Source organism: Shewanella frigidimarina NCIMB 400, assembly GCF_000014705.1.
In the GTDB taxonomy this organism is placed as follows: domain Bacteria; phylum Pseudomonadota; class Gammaproteobacteria; order Enterobacterales; family Shewanellaceae; genus Shewanella; species Shewanella frigidimarina.
The window spans coordinates 4,507,097-4,528,985 of sequence record NC_008345.1; the positions used below are offsets into that span (position 1 = coordinate 4,507,097).

General features: G+C 45.1%; 8 protein-coding genes, 3 tRNA genes, 7 rRNA genes and 1 pseudogene. 5 read left to right on the forward strand and 14 right to left on the reverse strand.

What is annotated here, in order from left to right; all coding sequences use genetic code 11:
* Positions 1–9: 9 nt before the first annotated feature.
* The 5 genes from SFRI_RS19435 to mutT are packed head-to-tail and all read left to right on the forward strand — an operon-like array spanning position 10 to position 2,963.
* The gene (locus SFRI_RS19435) at positions 10–936 is read left to right on the forward strand and encodes a prepilin peptidase (protein WP_011639199.1); all 927 of its coding nucleotides are present in this window, start codon (positions 10–12) and stop codon (positions 934–936) included.
* Positions 933–1,562 carry a dephospho-CoA kinase gene (gene coaE, locus SFRI_RS19440; RefSeq protein ID WP_011639200.1) on the forward strand — a complete coding sequence of 210 codons (630 nt, stop codon included), beginning with the start codon at positions 933–935 and terminating at the stop codon, positions 1,560–1,562. The genes SFRI_RS19435 and coaE overlap by 4 nt, the downstream gene beginning before the upstream one ends.
* Positions 1,555–2,289 (forward strand): cell division protein ZapD, encoded by a 735-nt coding sequence (gene zapD, locus SFRI_RS19445; protein ID WP_011639201.1) that lies wholly within the window; start codon positions 1,555–1,557, stop codon positions 2,287–2,289. The genes coaE and zapD overlap by 8 nt, the downstream gene beginning before the upstream one ends.
* A 42-nt stretch (positions 2,290–2,331) precedes the next feature.
* A complete protein-coding gene (gene yacG / locus SFRI_RS19450; RefSeq protein ID WP_041413247.1) occupies positions 2,332–2,544 on the forward strand; it encodes a DNA gyrase inhibitor YacG in 213 nt (70 codons plus the stop codon).
* Between the two features lie 23 nt (positions 2,545–2,567).
* Positions 2,568–2,963, forward strand: coding sequence for an 8-oxo-dGTP diphosphatase MutT (mutT, locus tag SFRI_RS19455; protein WP_011639203.1), 396 nt, complete (start codon positions 2,568–2,570; stop codon positions 2,961–2,963).
* Between the two features lie 314 nt (positions 2,964–3,277).
* Here the strand turns inward: mutT and SFRI_RS21395 are convergent.
* The 14 genes and pseudogenes from SFRI_RS21395 to secA all read right to left on the reverse strand — a co-directional run.
* A pseudogene (locus tag SFRI_RS21395) lies at positions 3,278–3,871 on the reverse strand (transposase); the annotation flags it as partial.
* Between the two features lie 15 nt (positions 3,872–3,886).
* Positions 3,887–4,913, reverse strand: a protein-coding gene (locus SFRI_RS21400; RefSeq protein ID WP_086019779.1) for an IS630-like element ISShfr2 family transposase whose coding sequence is annotated in 2 segments (ribosomal slippage) — positions 3,887–4,456 and positions 4,458–4,913 — 1,026 coding nt in all. Because the reading frame shifts where the segments join, the coding sequence is not laid out codon by codon here.
* A gap of 233 nt (positions 4,914–5,146) precedes the next feature.
* Positions 5,147–5,262: ribosomal RNA gene (rrf, locus tag SFRI_RS19475) — 5S ribosomal RNA — on the reverse strand.
* A gap of 151 nt (positions 5,263–5,413) precedes the next feature.
* Positions 5,414–8,318, reverse strand: a 23S ribosomal RNA gene (locus SFRI_RS19480).
* A gap of 392 nt (positions 8,319–8,710) precedes the next feature.
* Positions 8,711–10,253 (reverse strand): 16S ribosomal RNA (locus SFRI_RS19485).
* Together the 16S, 23S and 5S rRNA genes form the textbook arrangement of a ribosomal RNA operon.
* Before the next feature lie 1,417 nt (positions 10,254–11,670).
* Positions 11,671–12,700 (reverse strand): IS630-like element ISShfr2 family transposase gene (locus SFRI_RS21405; RefSeq protein ID WP_086019781.1). Its coding sequence is split into 2 segments (ribosomal slippage): positions 11,671–12,243 and positions 12,245–12,700, totalling 1,029 coding nucleotides; the frame shifts between segments, so codons are not numbered across the junction.
* Positions 12,701–12,845: 145 nt separating this feature from the next.
* Positions 12,846–12,961, reverse strand: a 5S ribosomal RNA gene (gene rrf, locus SFRI_RS19500).
* 36 nt (positions 12,962–12,997) lie between these two features.
* Positions 12,998–13,073, reverse strand: a tRNA-Thr gene (locus SFRI_RS19505).
* A gap of 28 nt (positions 13,074–13,101) precedes the next feature.
* A 5S ribosomal RNA gene (gene rrf, locus SFRI_RS19510) occupies positions 13,102–13,217 on the reverse strand.
* Between the two features lie 151 nt (positions 13,218–13,368).
* Positions 13,369–16,273, reverse strand: a 23S ribosomal RNA gene (locus SFRI_RS19515).
* 341 nt (positions 16,274–16,614) lie between these two features.
* Positions 16,615–16,690: transfer RNA gene (locus SFRI_RS19520), tRNA-Ala, on the reverse strand.
* Between the two features lie 133 nt (positions 16,691–16,823).
* Positions 16,824–16,900: transfer RNA gene (locus SFRI_RS19525), tRNA-Ile, on the reverse strand.
* 88 nt (positions 16,901–16,988) lie between these two features.
* Positions 16,989–18,531: ribosomal RNA gene (locus SFRI_RS19530) — 16S ribosomal RNA — on the reverse strand.
* A gap of 603 nt (positions 18,532–19,134) precedes the next feature.
* Positions 19,135–21,855: a preprotein translocase subunit SecA gene (gene secA, locus SFRI_RS19535; protein WP_011639206.1), complete on the reverse strand. Its 2,721-nt coding sequence runs from the start codon at positions 21,853–21,855 to the stop codon at positions 19,135–19,137.
* Positions 21,856–21,889: the final 34 nt, after the last annotated feature.

Below are 21,889 nucleotides of genomic sequence, written 5' to 3' on the forward strand. Positions count from 1 at the left end.
TTATAAAAAATGACTGAATCTATCTCAAACTTTATTACAACAATGACTCAATACCCTTGGGTCTTTGTTGCGATTAGCTTTATTTTTGCGGCCACCATTGGCAGCTTTCTCAACGTCGTGATCCACCGTTTACCGGTGATGATGAAACGTGAATGGCAAAGCGAATGTAACTTTTATCTCAATGAATATCATCCTGACATTGTAAAACAAGTAGGCACTGAGCGTTTACAGAAAGCCATCGATCCCTTTCCTGAAAAATACAATCTAGTAGTACCAGGTTCCGCCTGCCCTAAATGCAAGGCCAATATAAAGCCTTGGCATAATCTGCCAATATTAGGTTGGCTGATGCTTAAGGGTAAATGTGCCGATTGCAAAACCGGTATTTCAAGCCGCTATCCCATTATTGAACTCTTAACCGGCGTATTAATTGCCGCATTAGCATGGCATTTTGGCCCAACATGGCAATTTGTTTATGCCAGCATTCTAACGTTTGTGTTAGTGGCGTTAACTGGCATCGATTTAGATGAAATGCTATTACCGGACCAACTCACGTTACCAATTCTTTGGTTAGGATTAATCATTAACCTTAAAGGTATTTATACCAGCCCTGAAGACGCGATTATCGGCGCAGCTGCAGGGTATTTAAGTTTGTGGTCGGTATTCTGGTTATTTAAATTAGTCACTGGCAAAGAAGGCATGGGCTACGGTGACTTTAAACTATTAGCCGTTTTTGGTGCCTGGTTAGGCTGGCAAATGTTACCACTAATTATTCTATTATCTTCACTGGTAGGCGCGGTAGTGGGCATTACCATGATTATGGCTAAACAGCTCAACAAAGGTAACCCTATCCCCTTTGGTCCTTATATTGCTGCAGCAGGCTGGATAGCGTTAGTATGGGGACATGACATTCTCAATTGGTATCTTAGTACGTTATGAGCTTAAACAAGTATGTTGTGGGTTTAACTGGCGGCATTGCCAGTGGCAAAACCACCGTGGCTAACTTATTTGCAGAATATGGCATAGACTTAGTGGATGCCGATATTATTGCCCGAGAAGTGGTCTCAATCGGCTCTGATGGGCTAAAAGCGATAGAGCAACACTTTGGTCAGTCACTGCTATTAACCGATGGTAGCCTCGATAGATCAGCTCTGCGAGCACAAGTATTCGATAATCCGCAACAACGTCTATGGCTTAATAATTTGCTCCATCCAATGATCCGCCAAAAGATGCTCGACCAAGTGCAAGCATCAACTTCTTCATATGTAATAATGGTAGTGCCCTTGCTATTTGAGAATCATTTAGATAGTTTAGTTGATACTACTTTGGTTGTAGATATAGCACCAGAGTTACAGATTTCAAGGACGATGCAACGTGATGGTGTCAGTAAACAACAAGTAGAGCATATTCTGGCGAGTCAAATGACTCGAGAACAACGACTCGCTAAAGCTGATAACATTATTGATAATCAAGGAGAATATGAGCTGTTGCGCAGTCAAGTACTTCGTCTGCACCAACAATACTTACAACATGCTGCCGATTTAGAAACTAACGTCAATGACTGATTTAATTTATGAACAACCATTAAATGAAAAAATACGCAGTTATTTACGTATAGAAAACCTTGCCCTACAGTTGCAACAGCATGCCGAACAAGATAATCAACATCAATGTTTTAGTCCCTTATTTGCTCTTGCCGAACTAACTGAACGTTGTGATTATCGCACCGACATTTTAAAAGATATTGAAAAACAGATTCAGATAATTTCTCATTGGCGTACTCACTCAAATGTAGATAACGCTCAAGTGGATCAACTCACCCAAAAGCTAATCGCATTAAAATCGCCACTGCAAGCACAAGAAAGAATTGGCTGCAGCCTTAAACAAGACAAATTTATCTCAGCCTTACGACAGCGTTTCAATATGACTGGAGCATACTGTAATTTTGACTTTCCTCAACTGCACTTTTGGCTTGGCAAAGACTGGCAACATCGACAGCAAGATATTAAAAGTTGGCTTATTCAATACCAGCCTCTACTAGCCCCAATAGCATTACTTCTGGAACTCATTCGAACGACAGCAGATTTTGGTTTATACCAAGCTCCAGTGGGTTTCTATCAAGGCAACTCTGTACAACCGTTGTCATTAATTCGAGTGCAAATAAATTCCAATCAAAACTGCTACCCTACCGTCAGCGGAAATCGAAATCGTTATGCAATTCATTTTGTAGATTTCGATTTACACCGTCATACCAGTGAAACTGTTCAGTTCTCACTAGCAACCTGCACATAAACACTTTAACATCACTAATAATATTAATAACCAAGAATGATTATGCCTTTAACAATTGTAAACTGCCCAATTTGCAGTACCAAAGTTGAATGGAAAGACGAATCCCTATTTAAACCTTTTTGCAGTGAGCGCTGTAAACTGATCGATCTTGGCGACTGGGCCAGCGAGAAACATGCTATTCCGGTTAAGCACGATATAGACCTAGATCTGTTGGATGATTCTGGTTTTGATGAAGGTGACTTCTTCAAACAATAAGTTCAAATTATAAGGGGCAAAACTTGCAAAAAAGAATCCATGTCGCTGTCGGTGTCATCATTAATCAAGATAAGCACATTTTACTGGCTAAAAGGCTCGGACACCTTCATCAAGGAGGAAAGTGGGAATTCCCAGGCGGTAAGGTAGAAACAAATGAAACGGTTACTGAAGCGTTAATCAGAGAGCTCAAAGAGGAAGTCAATCTTGATGTATCTAATTCAACTCCCTTCATGGACATCAGTCATGATTATCCAGATAAACATGTCAGGCTCGACATTCATTTAATTACTGAATTTTCAAACCAAGCGAAAGGTATGGAGCAGCAACAAATTGAATGGGTACCGATCGATAGAATTGCGGAATATGATTTCCCTGAAGCTAATAAACCTATAGTAGAAAAGATATTAGCTGAACTCTGATATTGCTCCTGTCTATCTAAAAACGATTTGAAACAATAAGTCCATTGCTAATAAGGTAATGGACTTAAACCTGTTTTTTATTCACAACCACAAATACTCCTTCTCTTTGAATACTCATTGCATATTAGTATGTATATTCATTTAGCCATAATTCATTGCCACGAATACCATATTATATAATCACTTAAAAACTGAATCGAGATAAATAGTAATAGATCATAGCAATGACATAGGTCCAACAGCGGCTAAAATAGCAGTATAAAAATGATCTTCTTTTTGTAGACCACTTCAAATGAGAAATAATACCATTTACATTAATTGATCAGTATTGCCCACCGCCTAGAACATAATTGAATCACCCTTTCAGATTTGCAATAAAGCGATTCCATGCAATGGAGCACAGCTCAACAATATCGTCATATCAACTAGAACAACGATTGACGAGTTCATTCTGACGAAGACATTGCCACACTTGTTCTATGGGGTTGAGTTCTGGAGAGTTAGGGGGGAAGCTTAAGGATACTAAGGTTATCAGAGTCTTCAGTCAGTTCTTGTTGATGCCAACCTGCGCCGTCCATGATGACCAGAGCATAGCGTCCAAATTCGGTAGCCTCTGAAATTAATGTTAAATGCGCTGACATAAACTCACTGTTGGCATGCGGGGTAATAATGGCCTCTATCACGCCAACCGCGCCCACTCTCAGACAAGCTTTGACGTTGTACACACTCTTTCAGACTTACCTGTTGTTTCGCTGATAATTGAGCGGGTCTACCTGGATTATGTTTATCATCTAGGCCACTATGCCATGAGTTAAATAGTTAGTAACCCAAGTATTTACAATGGTTCTACTGACCTTCAACATGTTGGCAATAGCAGTACGAGAATGACCTTCGGTAAAATGAAGTAATACCATTTACATTAATTAATTGGTCAATTTTGTCCACCGTCTAGAACATAGTTGAATCACCCTTTCTGGCTCTGCAATAAATCGATTCCATGCAATGGAACACTGCTCAACAATATCGTCATATCCACTAAAGCAACGATTTGCGAGTTCATTCTGACGAAGCCATTGCCACACTTGTTCTATAGGGTTGAGTTCTGGCGAATAGGGCGGAAGCTTAAGGATACTAAGGTTATCAAAGTCCTCAGTCAGATCTTGTTGATGCCAACCTGCACCATCCATGATGACCAAAGCATGGCGACCCGATTCGGTTGCCTCTGAAATTAATGTTAAATGCTCCCACATATATTCACTGTTGGCATGCGGGGCAATCATAGCCTCTGTCGTGCCCGTTGCAGGACACACCGCACCATATAAATATGCTGATTCGAACTGTTGTTGCCTTACCGCTCGTGGTCGGGTTCCTTTCGTTGCCCAAATGCGGGTCGTGGTATTTTGCTGACCAAATCTAGCTTCATCTTGAAACCAAACATCAATGCGATCTAACGCCACATGACCAGGGGTGTTAAGGATCGTTGACAGCTGGAAATTTTTTAAAAGCGTCCTGAATATCTTGAGATTGTTTTGGGTGACGAGAACGGGTCGTTATCCATGACAATCCTAATTGATGCAGTAATCTGTAGATATTTGCCTGTTTAAAGGTCACCCCAAATTCAGACTGAATAAAAAGACTGACATCTCTTGCCATCAATCTTCCGCCACTCTCAGGCAAGCTTTGACGTTGTACAAATTCTTTCAGATTTATCAGTTGTTTCGCCGATAGTTGAGCGGGTCTACCTGGATTATGTTTATCATCTAGGCCGCTAATGCCATGAGTTAAATAATGAGTAACCCAAGTATTTACACTGGTTCTACTGACCTTCAGCATGTTGGCTATAGCAGTACGAGAATGACCTTCGGTAAAATGAAGTAAGGCGAGATAACGCATACGTTTACGTGCGCGTTTCTCAGATTTAACTAATGCTGCAAGATTGAGATTATTCATCGATACTGAAGTAAGGAAATGACGAGCAATTAGATCACATATTTAATGTAAATGGTTTCACGACTCTTTTCAAGTCAATTAGGCGCCTGAAAATGACCTACTTCGCATGGGCATATCGTCCACACAAGCATTATGCTCATATTAACCAAACCGTAATTTCAACAAATGACAGACGTAAAAAAGCCCGCTACATAATAGCGGGCTGTTTCACGACTCTTTCAAGTCAATTAGGCGCCTGGAAATGACCTACTCTCGCATGGGGAGACCCCACACTACCATCGGCGATACTGTGTTTCACTTCTGAGTTCGGAATGGGATCAGGTGGTGCCACAGCTCTATGGTTTCCAGACAAATTTGTTTATCTAACGCACTAATTCTTCATTAGGCATTAAATAATAATTCGGAAAGCTGATTGCTTTTACTCTTATTAAGAGTCTTGAGTTCACACTGTTTAAGCGCCTCATTCTAACACTAAGGTTAGTAAAACCCATCTGGGTTGTATGGTTAAGCCTCACGGGTCATTAGTACAAGTTAGCTCAACGCCTCACAACGCTTACACACCTTGCCTATCAACGTAGTAGTCTCCTACGGCCCTTTAGAGAGCTTAAAGCTCTAGGGATGACTCATCTTAGGGCTCGCTTCCCGCTTAGATGCTTTCAGCGGTTATCGATTCCGAACGTAGCTACCGGGCAATGCCATTGGCATGACAACCCGAACACCAGCGGTTCGTCCACTCCGGTCCTCTCGTACTAGGAGCAGCTCCCTTCAATCATCCAACGCCCACGGCAGATAGGGACCGAACTGTCTCACGACGTTCTGAACCCAGCTCGCGTACCACTTTAAATGGCGAACAGCCATACCCTTGGGACCGACTTCAGCCCCAGGATGTGATGAGCCGACATCGAGGTGCCAAACACCGCCGTCGATATGAACTCTTGGGCGGTATCAGCCTGTTATCCCCGGAGTACCTTTTATCCGTTGAGCGATGGCCCTTCCATTCAGAACCACCGGATCACTATGACCTACTTTCGTACCTGCTCGACGTGTATGTCTCGCAGTTAAGCTGGCTTATGCCATTGCACTAACCGTACGATGTCCGACCGTACTTAGCCAACCTTCGTGCTCCTCCGTTACTCTTTGGGAGGAGACCGCCCCAGTCAAACTACCCACCAGGCACTGTCCTCAACCCCGATAAGGGGCCAGAGTTAGAACATCAAAACTACAAGGGTGGTATTTCAAGATTGACTCCACTCAGACTAGCGTCCAAGCTTCAAAGTCTCCCACCTATCCTACACATGTAGGTTCAATGTTCAGTGCCAAGCTATAGTAAAGGTTCACGGGGTCTTTCCGTCTAGCCGCGGGTATACGGCATCTTCACCGCAATTTCAACTTCACTGAGTCTCGGCTGGAGACAGCGTGGCCATCATTACGCCATTCGTGCAGGTCGGAACTTACCCGACAAGGAATTTCGCTACCTTAGGACCGTTATAGTTACGGCCGCCGTTTACCGGGGCTTCGATCATGAGCTTCTCCGAAGATAACCCAATCAATTAACCTTCCGGCACCGGGCAGGCGTCACACCGTATACGTCATCTTGCGATTTTGCACAGTGCTGTGTTTTTGATAAACAGTTGCAGCCACCTGGTATCTGCGACTGCCGTCAGCTTAGGGAGCAAGTCCCATCACCAACAGCAGCGTACCTTCTCCCGAAGTTACGGTACCATTTTGCCTAGTTCCTTCAGCCGAGTTCTCTCAAGCGCCTTGGTATTCTCTACCCGACCACCTGTGTCGGTTTGGGGTACGATTCCCACTAACCTGAAGCTTAGAAGATTTTCCTGGAAGCATGGCATCAACTACTTCATCACCGTAGTGACTCGTCATCAGCTCTCAGCCTGTACATTAAAGTACGATTTCCCGGATTTGCCTAAGAAATCAACCTACCACCTTAAACGCGGACTACCAACGCCGCGCTAGCCTAGCCTTCTCCGTCTCTCCATCGCAGTTAGCGGAAGTACAGAAATATTAATCTGTTTCCCATCGATTACGCCTTTCGGCCTCACCTTAGGGGTCGACTCACCCTGCCCCGATTAACGTTGGACAGGAACCCTTGGTCTTCCGGCGAGGGAGTTTTTCACTCCCTTTATCGTTACTCATGTCAGCATTCGCACTTCTGATACGTCCAGTGTGGGTTACCCCTTCACCTTCAACCGCTTACAGAACGCTCCTCTACCGCGCACTTCTAATGAAATGCACCCGTAGCTTCGGTGGTATGTTTAGCCCCGTTAAATCTTCCGCGCAGGCCGACTCGACTAGTGAGCTATTACGCTTTCTTTAAATGATGGCTGCTTCTAAGCCAACATCCTAGCTGTCTAAGCCTTCCCACATCGTTTCCCACTTAACATACACTTTGGGACCTTAGCTGACGGTCTGGGTTGTTTCCCTTTTGACAACGGACGTTAGCACCCGCTGTCTGTCTCCCGAGTAGTACTCATTGGTATTCGGAGTTTGCAAAGGGTTGGTAAGTCGGGATGACCCCCTAGCCTTAACAGTGCTCTACCCCCAATGGTATTCGCTCGAGGCGCTACCTAAATAGCTTTCGAGGAGAACCAGATATCTCCGAGTTTGATTGGCCTTTCACCCCCAGCCACAAGTCATCCGCTCATTTTTCAACATAAGTCGGTTCGGTCCTCCAGTTGATGTTACTCAACCTTCAACCTGCCCATGGCTAGATCACTCGGTTTCGGGTCTACACCTTGCAACTAAACGCGCAGTTAACACTCGGTTTCCCTACGGCTCCGCTATTCGCTTAACCTCGCTACAAAATGTAAGTCGCTGACCCATTATACAAAAGGTACGCAGTCACGGTCTCAAGAACCGCTCCCACTGCTTGTACGTATACGGTTTCAGGTTCTATTTCACTCCCCTCACAGGGGTTCTTTTCGCCTTTCCCTCACGGTACTGGTTCACTATCGGTCAGTCAGGAGTATTTAGCCTTGGAGGATGGTCCCCCCATATTCAAACAGGATGTCACGTGTCCCGCCTTACTCGTTTTCATCTATGGTTAGTTTTCATGTACGGGGCTATCACCCTGTGCCGCTGTGCTTTCCAACACATTCCACTAACACCCCATAGACTTAAGGGCTAATCCCCGTTCGCTCGCCGCTACTAGGGGAATCTCGGTTGATTTCTTTTCCTCCGGGTACTTAGATGTTTCAGTTCCCCGGGTTTGCCTCACAACACTATGTATTCATGTTGTGATACATGCTTATGCATGTGGGTTTCCCCATTCGGATATCGTTAGCTCAAATGCTTATTACTAGCTCGCCAACGCTTTTCGCAAGTTATTACGTCCTTCATCGCCTCTGACTGCCAAGGCATCCACCGTATACGCTTGGTCACTTAACCATACAACCCAAATGAGTTTCACACCCTTGAATTAACAAGAGAAGAGCTCTGGGTCATATCATGACCAGCTGGTTTTTACTTGTCTCACCTCCAGGGTAGGAAGTGGACTCGCCTTAGTTTTTTAGAATATTCAAGACACTTAAACAGTGTTTTGAGAACTCAAGTGTTAATGCTTTCGCATTAACGTTTTTCGCACTAACGTGATCACACAAACGACAACGAATCATCATTTATGCGCCTTTAGTTAGTACTATCAGCTTTCCAAATTGTTAAAGAACAACACTTAACCGGCAAACGGTGTGTTTCACTCTACTTCCGAAGAAGTTAACAAGTAATCTGTGTGAACACTCACATGCATCTCTGCACTTTAGGTATTGAGTTAGTCGTATAGGTAAGGAGGTGATCCAGCCCCAGGTTCCCCTAGGGCTACCTTGTTACGACTTCACCCCAGTCATGAACCACAAAGTGGTGAGCGTTCTCCCGAAGGTTAAACTACCCACTTCTTTTGCAGCCCACTCCCATGGTGTGACGGGCGGTGTGTACAAGGCCCGGGAACGTATTCACCGTGGCATTCTGATCCACGATTACTAGCGATTCCGACTTCACGGAGTCGAGTTGCAGACTCCGATCCGGACTACGACGTACTTTGTGAGATTAGCTCCACCTCGCGGCTTTGCAACCCTCTGTATACGCCATTGTAGCACGTGTGTAGCCCTACTCGTAAGGGCCATGATGACTTGACGTCGTCCCCACCTTCCTCCGGTTTATCACCGGCAGTCTCCCTAGAGTTCCCACCATTACGTGCTGGCAAATAAGGATAGGGGTTGCGCTCGTTGCGGGACTTAACCCAACATTTCACAACACGAGCTGACGACAGCCATGCAGCACCTGTCTCACAGTTCCCGAAGGCACAAGTCCATCTCTGGTCTCTTCTGTGGATGTCAAGAGTAGGTAAGGTTCTTCGCGTTGCATCGAATTAAACCACATGCTCCACCGCTTGTGCGGGCCCCCGTCAATTCATTTGAGTTTTAACCTTGCGGCCGTACTCCCCAGGCGGTCTACTTAATGCGTTAGCTTGGGAGCCCAGTGACTAAGTCACCAAACTCCGAGTAGACATCGTTTACGGCGTGGACTACCAGGGTATCTAATCCTGTTTGCTCCCCACGCTTTCGTGCATGAGCGTCAGTCTTTGTCCAGGGGGCCGCCTTCGCCACCGGTATTCCTCCAGATATCTACGCATTTCACCGCTACACCTGGAATTCTACCCCCCTCTACAAGACTCTAGTTCGCCAGTTCCAAATGCAATTCCCAGGTTGAGCCCGGGGATTTCACATCTGGCTTAACAAACCGCCTGCGCACGCTTTACGCCCAGTAATTCCGATTAACGCTCGGACCCTCCGTATTACCGCGGCTGCTGGCACGGAGTTAGCCGGTCCTTCTTCTGTAGGTAACGTCACAGTAATAGTTTATTAAACTATTACCTTTCCTCCCTACTGAAAGTGCTTTACAACCCGAAGGCCTTCTTCACACACGCGGCATGGCTGCATCAGGGTTTCCCCCATTGTGCAATATTCCCCACTGCTGCCTCCCGTAGGAGTCTGGGCCGTGTCTCAGTCCCAGTGTGGCTGATCATCCTCTCAGAACAGCTAGGGATCGTCGCCTTGGTGAGCCATTACCTCACCAACTAGCTAATCCCACCTAGGTTCATCCAATCGCGGAAGGCCCGAAGGTCCCCTCCTTTCCCCCGTAGGGCGTATGCGGTATTAGCAGTCGTTTCCAACTGTTATCCCCCTCGACTGGGCAGATCCCTAGGCATTACTCACCCGTCCGCCGCTCGTCACCTCAGGAGCAAGCTCCCTTGTGTTACCGCTCGACTTGCATGTGTTAGGCCTGCCGCCAGCGTTCAATCTGAGCCATGATCAAACTCTTCAATTAAAGTTTTTTGAAACCCGAAGGTTTCGGCTCAATGAATTCTGATTGCTTTATCAACCGAAGCTGACAAAGTCTTTGTACATATTACTATGAACATTCATCGTTGCATTGAGTTTAAATTTTTTGATTGCCAACATTCCGAAGAACAGAAGACAATTTCGAATAACTCAATACCTGTGAATGTCCACACAGATTTCTTGTTTAGATTGTTAAAGAACGTTGATATCAATTTTTCAGACATCACCATAAGACGCTAGGTCGTTGGCTTGGGGTGCGTATTCTACGCTTTCCCGTGTTGGCGTCAAGTGTTTTTTCAAACTTTCTTTTCGCCTTGAACTCAGTGTTTTTAAGCACTTAATTCAACCTGACTCGGTAACCGCTTACGCTGTCTGCCGTGTCAGTGGATGCGCATTATAGGCACCACACGTTTTTGCGCAAGGCCTTTTTGAACTAATTTATCAATTAATTTTTATACTTAACTTAACACCACATTAAGCACACCTTACCCACAGACTTACCCACAATTATGGATCATTAGATTCATATTTTACCCATGGTCAGATAGGCAAGCATATTAACGCTTTTGATTATGGGCTTTGCATTTGTTCACTATGCTGCCCAAAGTTAGATAAATCATGTTTAGCCAGTAATATAATCAAGGTAAAAATAATGCGTACTGACACACTTTTGTGTAATCAATTAAAAAAGAAACCTAAAGAGTTGCGTCATAACATCAATTATCGGCATGAGACACCTTACCGCATATGCCGATATTGATGGATAAAGGTTAGACAGTATTATCGAATGAGAATATTCGCATTTATCGTTATTCAGAAAGGGAATTAAATCATTATTGGAGGATTACCGACTCAGCTGTCATTAAACGAGACAAGCATCGTTACAAGATAACCAATAATGAATCTACGATTTCGCATCACTTGTTCAAGTGGCAGTTTAATCTCAGTGTAATAAACAAGGTTAATGATGTTTGTTTGGCCAGGAACAAAATGGCTCTATTTAGTCGTGGTAATGGAGATATACGCGAGGACATGGTTGGTTGAACTTGCTCTGAAAGTACAAATACCAATTTGGCTTGTGCAACATTAAAAATGTAATTTTAAATTGTGGATATATCAAATGCCCCAGAATCGAAATTGCAGAGATAACGAAGTAATGGAACGTTTTTCTCGAAGCTTTAAACACAACGGATGCCAAAGTATGGCTACAGCAATTTTGATGAAATGAAGCTCACTGCTCTGAATGACTTACTAGGGGACAACAAGACGTGATTGTTGCAATAACAACTATATGTCCTTCCGACAACTACTGACATGACAGCATAGAGACGCAACCCCGTTTAAGTACAGATTTAGTTGGTCACATCACTGATTTAATTATGTTCTAGGCGATGGGCAATGTTCTAAGCGATGGTCAATTTTGTCCACCGTCTAGAACATAGTTGAATCACCCTTTCCGGCTCTGCAATAAATCGATTCCATGCAATGGAACACTGCTCAACAATATCGTCATATCCACTAAAGCAACGATTTGCGAGTTCATTCTGACGAAGCCATTGCCACACTTGTTCTATAGGGTTGAGTTCTGGCGAATAGGGCGGAAGCTTAAGGATACTAAGGTTATCAAAGTCCTCAGTCAGATCTTGTTGATGCCAACCTGCACCATCCATGATGACCAAAGCATGGCGACCCGATTCGGTAGCCTCTGAAATTAATGTTAAATGCTCCCACATATATTCACTGTTGGCATGCGGGGCAATAATAGCCTCTGTCGTGCCCGTTGCAGGACACACCGCACCATATAAATATGCTGATTCGAACTGTTGTTGCCTTACCGCTCGTGGTCGGGTTCCTTTCGTTGCCCAAATGCGGGTCGTGGTATTTTGCTGACCAAATCTAGCTTCATCTTGAAACCAAACATCAATGCGATCTAACGCCACATGACCAGGGGTGTTAAGGATCGTTGACAGCTGGAAGTTTTTTAAAAGCGTCCTGAATATCTTGAGATTGTTTTGGGTGTCGAGAGCGGGTCGTTATCCATGACAATCCTAATTGATGCAGTAATCTGTAGATATTTGCCTGTTTAAAGGTCACCCCAAATTCAGACTGAATAAAAAGACTGACATCTCTTGCCATCAATCTTCCGCCACTCTCAGACAAGCTTTGACGTTGTACAAATTCTTTCAGATTTACCAGTTGTTTCGCCGATAGTTGAGCGGGTCTACCTGGATTATGTTTATCATCTAGGCCGCTAATGCCATGAGTTAAATAATGAGTAACCCAAGTATTTACACTGGTTCTACTGACCTTCAGCATGTTGGCTATAGCAGTACGAGAATGACCTTCGGTAAAATGAAGTAAGGCGAGATAACGCATACGTTTACGTGCGCGTTTCTCAGATTTAACTAATGCTGCAAGATTGAGATTATTCATCGATACTGAAGTAAGGAAATGACGAGCAATTAGATCACATATTTAATGTAAATGGTATTAAAGCTAATTGTCATTAAATTACGGACATAAAAAAGCCCGCTATTATATAGCGGGCTGTTTCACGACTCTTTCAAGTCAATTAGGCGCCTGGAAATGACCTACTCTCGCATGGGGAAACCCCACACTACCATCGGCGATACTGTGTTTCACTTCTGAGTTCGGAATGGGATCAGGTGGTGCCACAGCTCTATGGTTTCCAGACAAACTCTTCTCTAGGACGTAACACTAGATTATTCTTGGTGCTGATACCCAGAATCGAACTGGGGACCTCATCCTTACCAAGGATGCGCTCTACCAACTGAGCCATATCAGCAAAAGCTACTATTTGAAGCTTAATAGGCGCCTGGAAATGACCTACTCTCGCATGGGGAGACCCCACACTACCATCGGCGATACTGTGTTTCACTTCTGAGTTCGGAATGGGATCAGGTGGTGCCACAGCTCTATGGTTTCCAGACAAATTTGTTTATCTAACGCACTAATTCTTCATTAGGCATTAAATAATAATTCGGAAAGCTGATTGCTTTTACTCTTATTAAGAGTCTTGAGTTCACACTGTTTAAGCGCCTCATTCTAACACTAAGGTTAGTAAAACCCATCTGGGTTGTATGGTTAAGCCTCACGGGTCATTAGTACAAGTTAGCTCAACGCCTCACAACGCTTACACACCTTGCCTATCAACGTAGTAGTCTCCTACGGCCCTTTAGAGAGCTTAAAGCTCTAGGGATGACTCATCTTAGGGCTCGCTTCCCGCTTAGATGCTTTCAGCGGTTATCGATTCCGAACGTAGCTACCGGGCAATGCCATTGGCATGACAACCCGAACACCAGCGGTTCGTCCACTCCGGTCCTCTCGTACTAGGAGCAGCTCCCTTCAATCATCCAACGCCCACGGCAGATAGGGACCGAACTGTCTCACGACGTTCTGAACCCAGCTCGCGTACCACTTTAAATGGCGAACAGCCATACCCTTGGGACCGACTTCAGCCCCAGGATGTGATGAGCCGACATCGAGGTGCCAAACACCGCCGTCGATATGAACTCTTGGGCGGTATCAGCCTGTTATCCCCGGAGTACCTTTTATCCGTTGAGCGATGGCCCTTCCATTCAGAACCACCGGATCACTATGACCTACTTTCGTACCTGCTCGACGTGTATGTCTCGCAGTTAAGCTGGCTTATGCCATTGCACTAACCGTACGATGTCCGACCGTACTTAGCCAACCTTCGTGCTCCTCCGTTACTCTTTGGGAGGAGACCGCCCCAGTCAAACTACCCACCAGGCACTGTCCTCAACCCCGATAAGGGGCCAGAGTTAGAACATCAAAACTACAAGGGTGGTATTTCAAGATTGACTCCACTCAGACTAGCGTCCAAGCTTCAAAGTCTCCCACCTATCCTACACATGTAGGTTCAATGTTCAGTGCCAAGCTATAGTAAAGGTTCACGGGGTCTTTCCGTCTAGCCGCGGGTATACGGCATCTTCACCGCAATTTCAACTTCACTGAGTCTCGGCTGGAGACAGCGTGGCCATCATTACGCCATTCGTGCAGGTCGGAACTTACCCGACAAGGAATTTCGCTACCTTAGGACCGTTATAGTTACGGCCGCCGTTTACCGGGGCTTCGATCATGAGCTTCTCCGAAGATAACCCAATCAATTAACCTTCCGGCACCGGGCAGGCGTCACACCGTATACGTCATCTTGCGATTTTGCACAGTGCTGTGTTTTTGATAAACAGTTGCAGCCACCTGGTATCTGCGACTGCCGTCAGCTTAGGGAGCAAGTCCCATCACCAACAGCAGCGTACCTTCTCCCGAAGTTACGGTACCATTTTGCCTAGTTCCTTCAGCCGAGTTCTCTCAAGCGCCTTGGTATTCTCTACCCGACCACCTGTGTCGGTTTGGGGTACGATTCCCACTAACCTGAAGCTTAGAAGATTTTCCTGGAAGCATGGCATCAACTACTTCATCACCGTAGTGACTCGTCATCAGCTCTCAGCCTGTACATTAAAGTACGATTTCCCGGATTTGCCTAAGAAATCAACCTACCACCTTAAACGCGGACTACCAACGCCGCGCTAGCCTAGCCTTCTCCGTCTCTCCATCGCAGTTAGCGGAAGTACAGAAATATTAATCTGTTTCCCATCGATTACGCCTTTCGGCCTCACCTTAGGGGTCGACTCACCCTGCCCCGATTAACGTTGGACAGGAACCCTTGGTCTTCCGGCGAGGGAGTTTTTCACTCCCTTTATCGTTACTCATGTCAGCATTCGCACTTCTGATACGTCCAGTGTGGGTTACCCCTTCACCTTCAACCGCTTACAGAACGCTCCTCTACCGCGCACTTCTAATGAAATGCACCCGTAGCTTCGGTGGTATGTTTAGCCCCGTTAAATCTTCCGCGCAGGCCGACTCGACTAGTGAGCTATTACGCTTTCTTTAAATGATGGCTGCTTCTAAGCCAACATCCTAGCTGTCTAAGCCTTCCCACATCGTTTCCCACTTAACATACACTTTGGGACCTTAGCTGACGGTCTGGGTTGTTTCCCTTTTGACAACGGACGTTAGCACCCGCTGTCTGTCTCCCGAGTAGTACTCATTGGTATTCGGAGTTTGCAAAGGGTTGGTAAGTCGGGATGACCCCCTAGCCTTAACAGTGCTCTACCCCCAATGGTATTCGCTCGAGGCGCTACCTAAATAGCTTTCGAGGAGAACCAGATATCTCCGAGTTTGATTGGCCTTTCACCCCCAGCCACAAGTCATCCGCTCATTTTTCAACATAAGTCGGTTCGGTCCTCCAGTTGATGTTACTCAACCTTCAACCTGCCCATGGCTAGATCACTCGGTTTCGGGTCTACACCTTGCAACTAAACGCGCAGTTAACACTCGGTTTCCCTACGGCTCCGCTATTCGCTTAACCTCGCTACAAAATGTAAGTCGCTGACCCATTATACAAAAGGTACGCAGTCACGGTCTCAAGAACCGCTCCCACTGCTTGTACGTATACGGTTTCAGGTTCTATTTCACTCCCCTCACAGGGGTTCTTTTCGCCTTTCCCTCACGGTACTGGTTCACTATCGGTCAGTCAGGAGTATTTAGCCTTGGAGGATGGTCCCCCCATATTCAAACAGGATGTCACGTGTCCCGCCTTACTCGTTTTCATCTATGGTTAGTTTTCATGTACGGGGCTATCACCCTGTGCCGCTGTGCTTTCCAACACATTCCACTAACACCCCATAGACTTAAGGGCTAATCCCCGTTCGCTCGCCGCTACTAGGGGAATCTCGGTTGATTTCTTTTCCTCCGGGTACTTAGATGTTTCAGTTCCCCGGGTTTGCCTCACAACACTATGTATTCATGTTGTGATACATGCTTATGCATGTGGGTTTCCCCATTCGGATATCGTTAGCTCAAATGCTTATTACTAGCTCGCCAACGCTTTTCGCAAGTTATTACGTCCTTCATCGCCTCTGACTGCCAAGGCATCCACCGTATACGCTTGGTCACTTAACCATACAACCCAAATGAGTTTCACACCCTTGAATTAACAAGAGAAGAGCTCTGGGTCATATCATGACCAGCTGGTTTTTACTTGTCTCACCTCCGGGTAGGAAGTGGACTCGCCTTAGTTTTTTAGAATATTCAAGACACTTAAACAGTGTTTTGAGAACTCAAGTGTTAATGCTTTCGCATTAACGTTTTTCGCACTAACGTAATCACACAAACGACAACGAATCATCATTTATGCGCCTTTAGTTAGTACTATCAGCTTTCCAAATTGTTAAAGAGCGGGCTTAAAAAAGCCAAAGATAAAATTTCGTTTATCTTTGGCATCTCTTACCAATTGTATGTAATGGTGGAGCTATGCGGGATCGAACCGCAGACCTCCTGCGTGCAAGGCAGGCGCTCTCCCAGCTGAGCTATAACCCCTTTACATACAGTTTGAGATTTTACGTTCACCTTCTAAGAAGGTTTTATACCAAATATTTCTTTACCAAGGCGGTAAGTGGCGACGTTTAGTTTACTAAACGAGTCACTTTCCAACGCAGGAAAGGAAAGATTTTGGTGGGTCAGAGTGGACTTGAACCACCGACCTCACCCTTATCAGGGGTGCGCTCTAACCAGCTGAGCTACAGACCCAACGTAATTTCTCTTTCTTTCTATCAAGTAATCTGTGTGAACACTCACATGCATCTCTGCACTTTAGGTATTGAGTTAGTCGTATAGGTAAGGAGGTGATCCAGCCCCAGGTTCCCCTAGGGCTACCTTGTTACGACTTCACCCCAGTCATGAACCACAAAGTGGTGAGCGTTCTCCCGAAGGTTAAACTACCCACTTCTTTTGCAGCCCACTCCCATGGTGTGACGGGCGGTGTGTACAAGGCCCGGGAACGTATTCACCGTGGCATTCTGATCCACGATTACTAGCGATTCCGACTTCACGGAGTCGAGTTGCAGACTCCGATCCGGACTACGACGTACTTTGTGAGATTAGCTCCACCTCGCGGCTTTGCAACCCTCTGTATACGCCATTGTAGCACGTGTGTAGCCCTACTCGTAAGGGCCATGATGACTTGACGTCGTCCCCACCTTCCTCCGGTTTATCACCGGCAGTCTCCCTAGAGTTCCCACCATTACGTGCTGGCAAATAAGGATAGGGGTTGCGCTCGTTGCGGGACTTAACCCAACATTTCACAACACGAGCTGACGACAGCCATGCAGCACCTGTCTCACAGTTCCCGAAGGCACAAGTCCATCTCTGGTCTCTTCTGTGGATGTCAAGAGTAGGTAAGGTTCTTCGCGTTGCATCGAATTAAACCACATGCTCCACCGCTTGTGCGGGCCCCCGTCAATTCATTTGAGTTTTAACCTTGCGGCCGTACTCCCCAGGCGGTCTACTTAATGCGTTAGCTTGGGAGCCCAGTGACTAAGTCACCAAACTCCGAGTAGACATCGTTTACGGCGTGGACTACCAGGGTATCTAATCCTGTTTGCTCCCCACGCTTTCGTGCATGAGCGTCAGTCTTTGTCCAGGGGGCCGCCTTCGCCACCGGTATTCCTCCAGATATCTACGCATTTCACCGCTACACCTGGAATTCTACCCCCCTCTACAAGACTCTAGTTCGCCAGTTCCAAATGCAATTCCCAGGTTGAGCCCGGGGATTTCACATCTGGCTTAACAAACCGCCTGCGCACGCTTTACGCCCAGTAATTCCGATTAACGCTCGGACCCTCCGTATTACCGCGGCTGCTGGCACGGAGTTAGCCGGTCCTTCTTCTGTAGGTAACGTCACAGTAATAGTTTATTAAACTATTACCTTTCCTCCCTACTGAAAGTGCTTTACAACCCGAAGGCCTTCTTCACACACGCGGCATGGCTGCATCAGGGTTTCCCCCATTGTGCAATATTCCCCACTGCTGCCTCCCGTAGGAGTCTGGGCCGTGTCTCAGTCCCAGTGTGGCTGATCATCCTCTCAGAACAGCTAGGGATCGTCGCCTTGGTGAGCCATTACCTCACCAACTAGCTAATCCCACCTAGGTTCATCCAATCGCGGAAGGCCCGAAGGTCCCCTCCTTTCCCCCGTAGGGCGTATGCGGTATTAGCAGTCGTTTCCAACTGTTATCCCCCTCGACTGGGCAGATCCCTAGGCATTACTCACCCGTCCGCCGCTCGTCACCTCAGGAGCAAGCTCCCTTGTGTTACCGCTCGACTTGCATGTGTTAGGCCTGCCGCCAGCGTTCAATCTGAGCCATGATCAAACTCTTCAATTAAAGTTTTTTTGAAACCAAAAGGTTTCGGCTCAATGAATTCTGATTTCATTAATTAGACTCGGAAGAATCTAAATAATGTTTGTACATATTACTATGAACACTCATCGTTGCATTGAGTTTAAATTTTTGATTGCCAACATTCCGAAGAACAGAAGACAATTTCGAATAACTCAATACCTGTGAATGTCCACACAGATTACTTGATAAATTGTTAAAGAGCGTTGACCGTTTCAGTAGGTCAGGGCTGCGTATTCTACGCATTCCCTTTATGGCGTCAAGTGTTTTTTCAAACTTCTTTTTGCCTGTTATCAACATCACTAAGTGACTGTTAATAACGCTAACCGGTTTTCGCTTTCGCTGTATGCCGTGCCAGTGGATGCGCATTATAGGCAGCTTAAGATTTAGTGCAAGCGCTTTTGTGCAAAAAAATGATCTTTTTATGATCTTTTATCCATTTGGCTACTTAACTACAAGATACCCACTATTTACCCCCAAAGTTATCCACAATTAGTTAATTTAGCAGTAAGTTCTATAACCCCAGAAACAAGAAAGGTAGCGAATAATCGCTACCTTTCTTGTGTAACATCAATAATAAACTAAGGGTTAACTGAGTTTACCGTGACATTGTTTGTACTTTTGACCTGAACCACATGGACATGGATCGTTACGTCCTATCTTCTCACCTTCACGGATCACTGTTTTAGGTGCTTCTATTTGTTGCTCACCAGCATCACTTAATGCTTCTACTGATGCGTGTTGATAAGCCAGTTTAATCTTTGCTTCTTCATCACGGCGACGCTGCTCCATTTCGTCAACATCTGACTGCGCTTGAACTTGTACTTTAGACAGCACACTTATCACGTCATTTTTCAGTGTTTCAAGTAATTGCTGGAATAATTCAAACGATTCACGCTTATATTCTTGCTTTGGATTTTTTTGTGCATAACCACGTAAATGAATACCTTGGCGTAAATGATCCATGGCAGCTAAGTGCTCTTTCCAGAGTCCATCGAGTGTTTGTAGCATTACCGCTTTTTCAAATTGACGTAATACTTGTGCACCTACCATTTCTTCTTTAGCTTTATATAATTCACTCCATGACGTTAGAATCCGTTCGCGCAACGTTTCTTCATGCAGATTATCATCTTGATCTAACCATTCTTGGATTGTTAGCTTTAGGCCAAATTCATTACCAAGGCGTTGTTCAAGCCCCGGTACATCCCAAAGTTCTTCAAGTGATTGCGGTGGGATATATTGATCGACTATTCCACTGATCACATCTTGTTCTATATTCTGAATAGTGTCTTGAATGCTTTCTGCATCCATTAACTCGTTACGCTGTGCATAGACAACTTGGCGTTGATCGTTAGCGACATCATCGTATTCGAGTAATTGCTTACGGATATCAAAGTTACGAGCTTCGACTTTACGTTGAGCATTTTCAATAGCACGTGATACCCAAGGATGCTCAATAGCCTCACCCTCTTCCATACCGAGTTTTTTCATCATCCCAGATACTCGATCTGAAGCGAAGATACGCATTAAGCTATCTTCCATCGATAAGTAAAAACGTGAAGAACCGGCATCACCTTGACGACCGGCACGACCGCGTAACTGATTATCGATACGACGGGATTCGTGACGTTCTGTACCTAGAATATGCAAACCACCTGCAGCAAGCACTTCATCATGACGTATTTTCCAGTCAGCTTTAATCTTAGCTTTCTGTTCTGCCGTTGGATTTTCTAGTGCTTCAATTTCCATGTTCCAGTTACCGCCTAATACGATATCTGTACCACGGCCAGCCATGTTAGTTGCAATCGTTACAGCACCTAAACTACCTGCTTGAGCAACAATTTCAGCTTCTTTTTCATGGAATTTAGCATTAAGCACGCTATGCGGAATATTGGCTTTTTTCAATAATGAGTTAAGTAGCTCTGATTGCTCAATAGAGACAGTACCCACTAATACAGGTTGGCCACGTTCACGACAACCTTCAATATCTTTAATTATCGCAGCGTATTTTTCTGGCGCAGTAAGATAGACCAAGTCGGCCATATCTTTACGAACCATTGGGCGATTTGTAGGAACAACAACCGTATCTAAACCATAGATATGTTGGAATTCGAATGCTTCGGTATCTGCTGTACCTGTCATACCGGCAAGCTTTTCATATTGACGGAAATAATTTTGGAAAGTGATAGAAGCCAGAGTTTGGTTTTCATTCTGGATTTTAGCGCCTTCTTTGGCTTCAACAGCTTGATGTAAGCCTTCTGACCATCGACGACCAGGCATAGTACGGCCTGTGTGTTCGTCGACAATAATGACTTCATCATCTTGAACAATGTAATCAATGTCTTTTTCAAATAACGTATGTGCACGAAGTGCAGCGTTAACATGATGAAGCAAAGAGATATTAGTTGCTGAGTAGAGCGAGTCACCTTCTGCTAACATGCCTTTTTCAATTAAAAGCAGTTCAACTTTCTCTTGACCACGTTCAGTTAAATGAACCTGTTTACCCTTCTCATCAATACTGTAGTCACCTTCGCCAACATAGTCTTCGGTGTCTTCTTTGTCTTGAGGAATTAAACTTGGAATTAATAAATTGATTTTAGCGTATAGCTCAGAGCTGTCTTCAGCCGCTCCCGAAATAATCAACGGTGTACGAGCTTCATCAATTAGAATTGAATCGACTTCATCAATAAGTGCATAATGTAATGGTCGTTGAACACGCTCTTGCGGGGAAAACGCCATGTTGTCACGAAGGTAATCGAAACCGAACTCATTATTAGTACCGTAGGTAATGTCTGCATCGTAGGCTTGTTTCTTTTCGAATTGGCCTAAACCTGCAACGTTAATTCCGACACTTAAGCCTAAAAATTCAAACAGTGGACGGTTATTTTCTGCATCACGCGTAGCTAAGTAGTCGTTCACTGTAATGACGTGAACACCTTTGCCCGTTATGCCGTTAAGGTATGCTGGCAAAGTTGCTGTTAAGGTTTTACCTTCACCGGTTCGCATTTCAGCAATACGGTTACTGTCTAAAACCATGCCGCCAAGTAATTGAACATCAAACGGACGCATATCAAATACGCGCTTTGATGCTTCACGTACAACAGCAAATGCTTCTGCCATGATATTATCTAAGGTTTCGCCGTTTTCTAAACGTGTGCGGAACTCTGTCGTTTTTGCTTTGAGTTCTTCATCAGATAGCTTTTCGTAATCAGCTTCTAATGCATTAATTTGAATAACAATTTTTCCAAGATTTTTCAGGGTGCGGTCGTTGCGACTTCCGAATACTTTTGTCAGTAGTTTGCCTAACATCTTAATCACTTATCTGTTGTAGGTTTGGCTCATT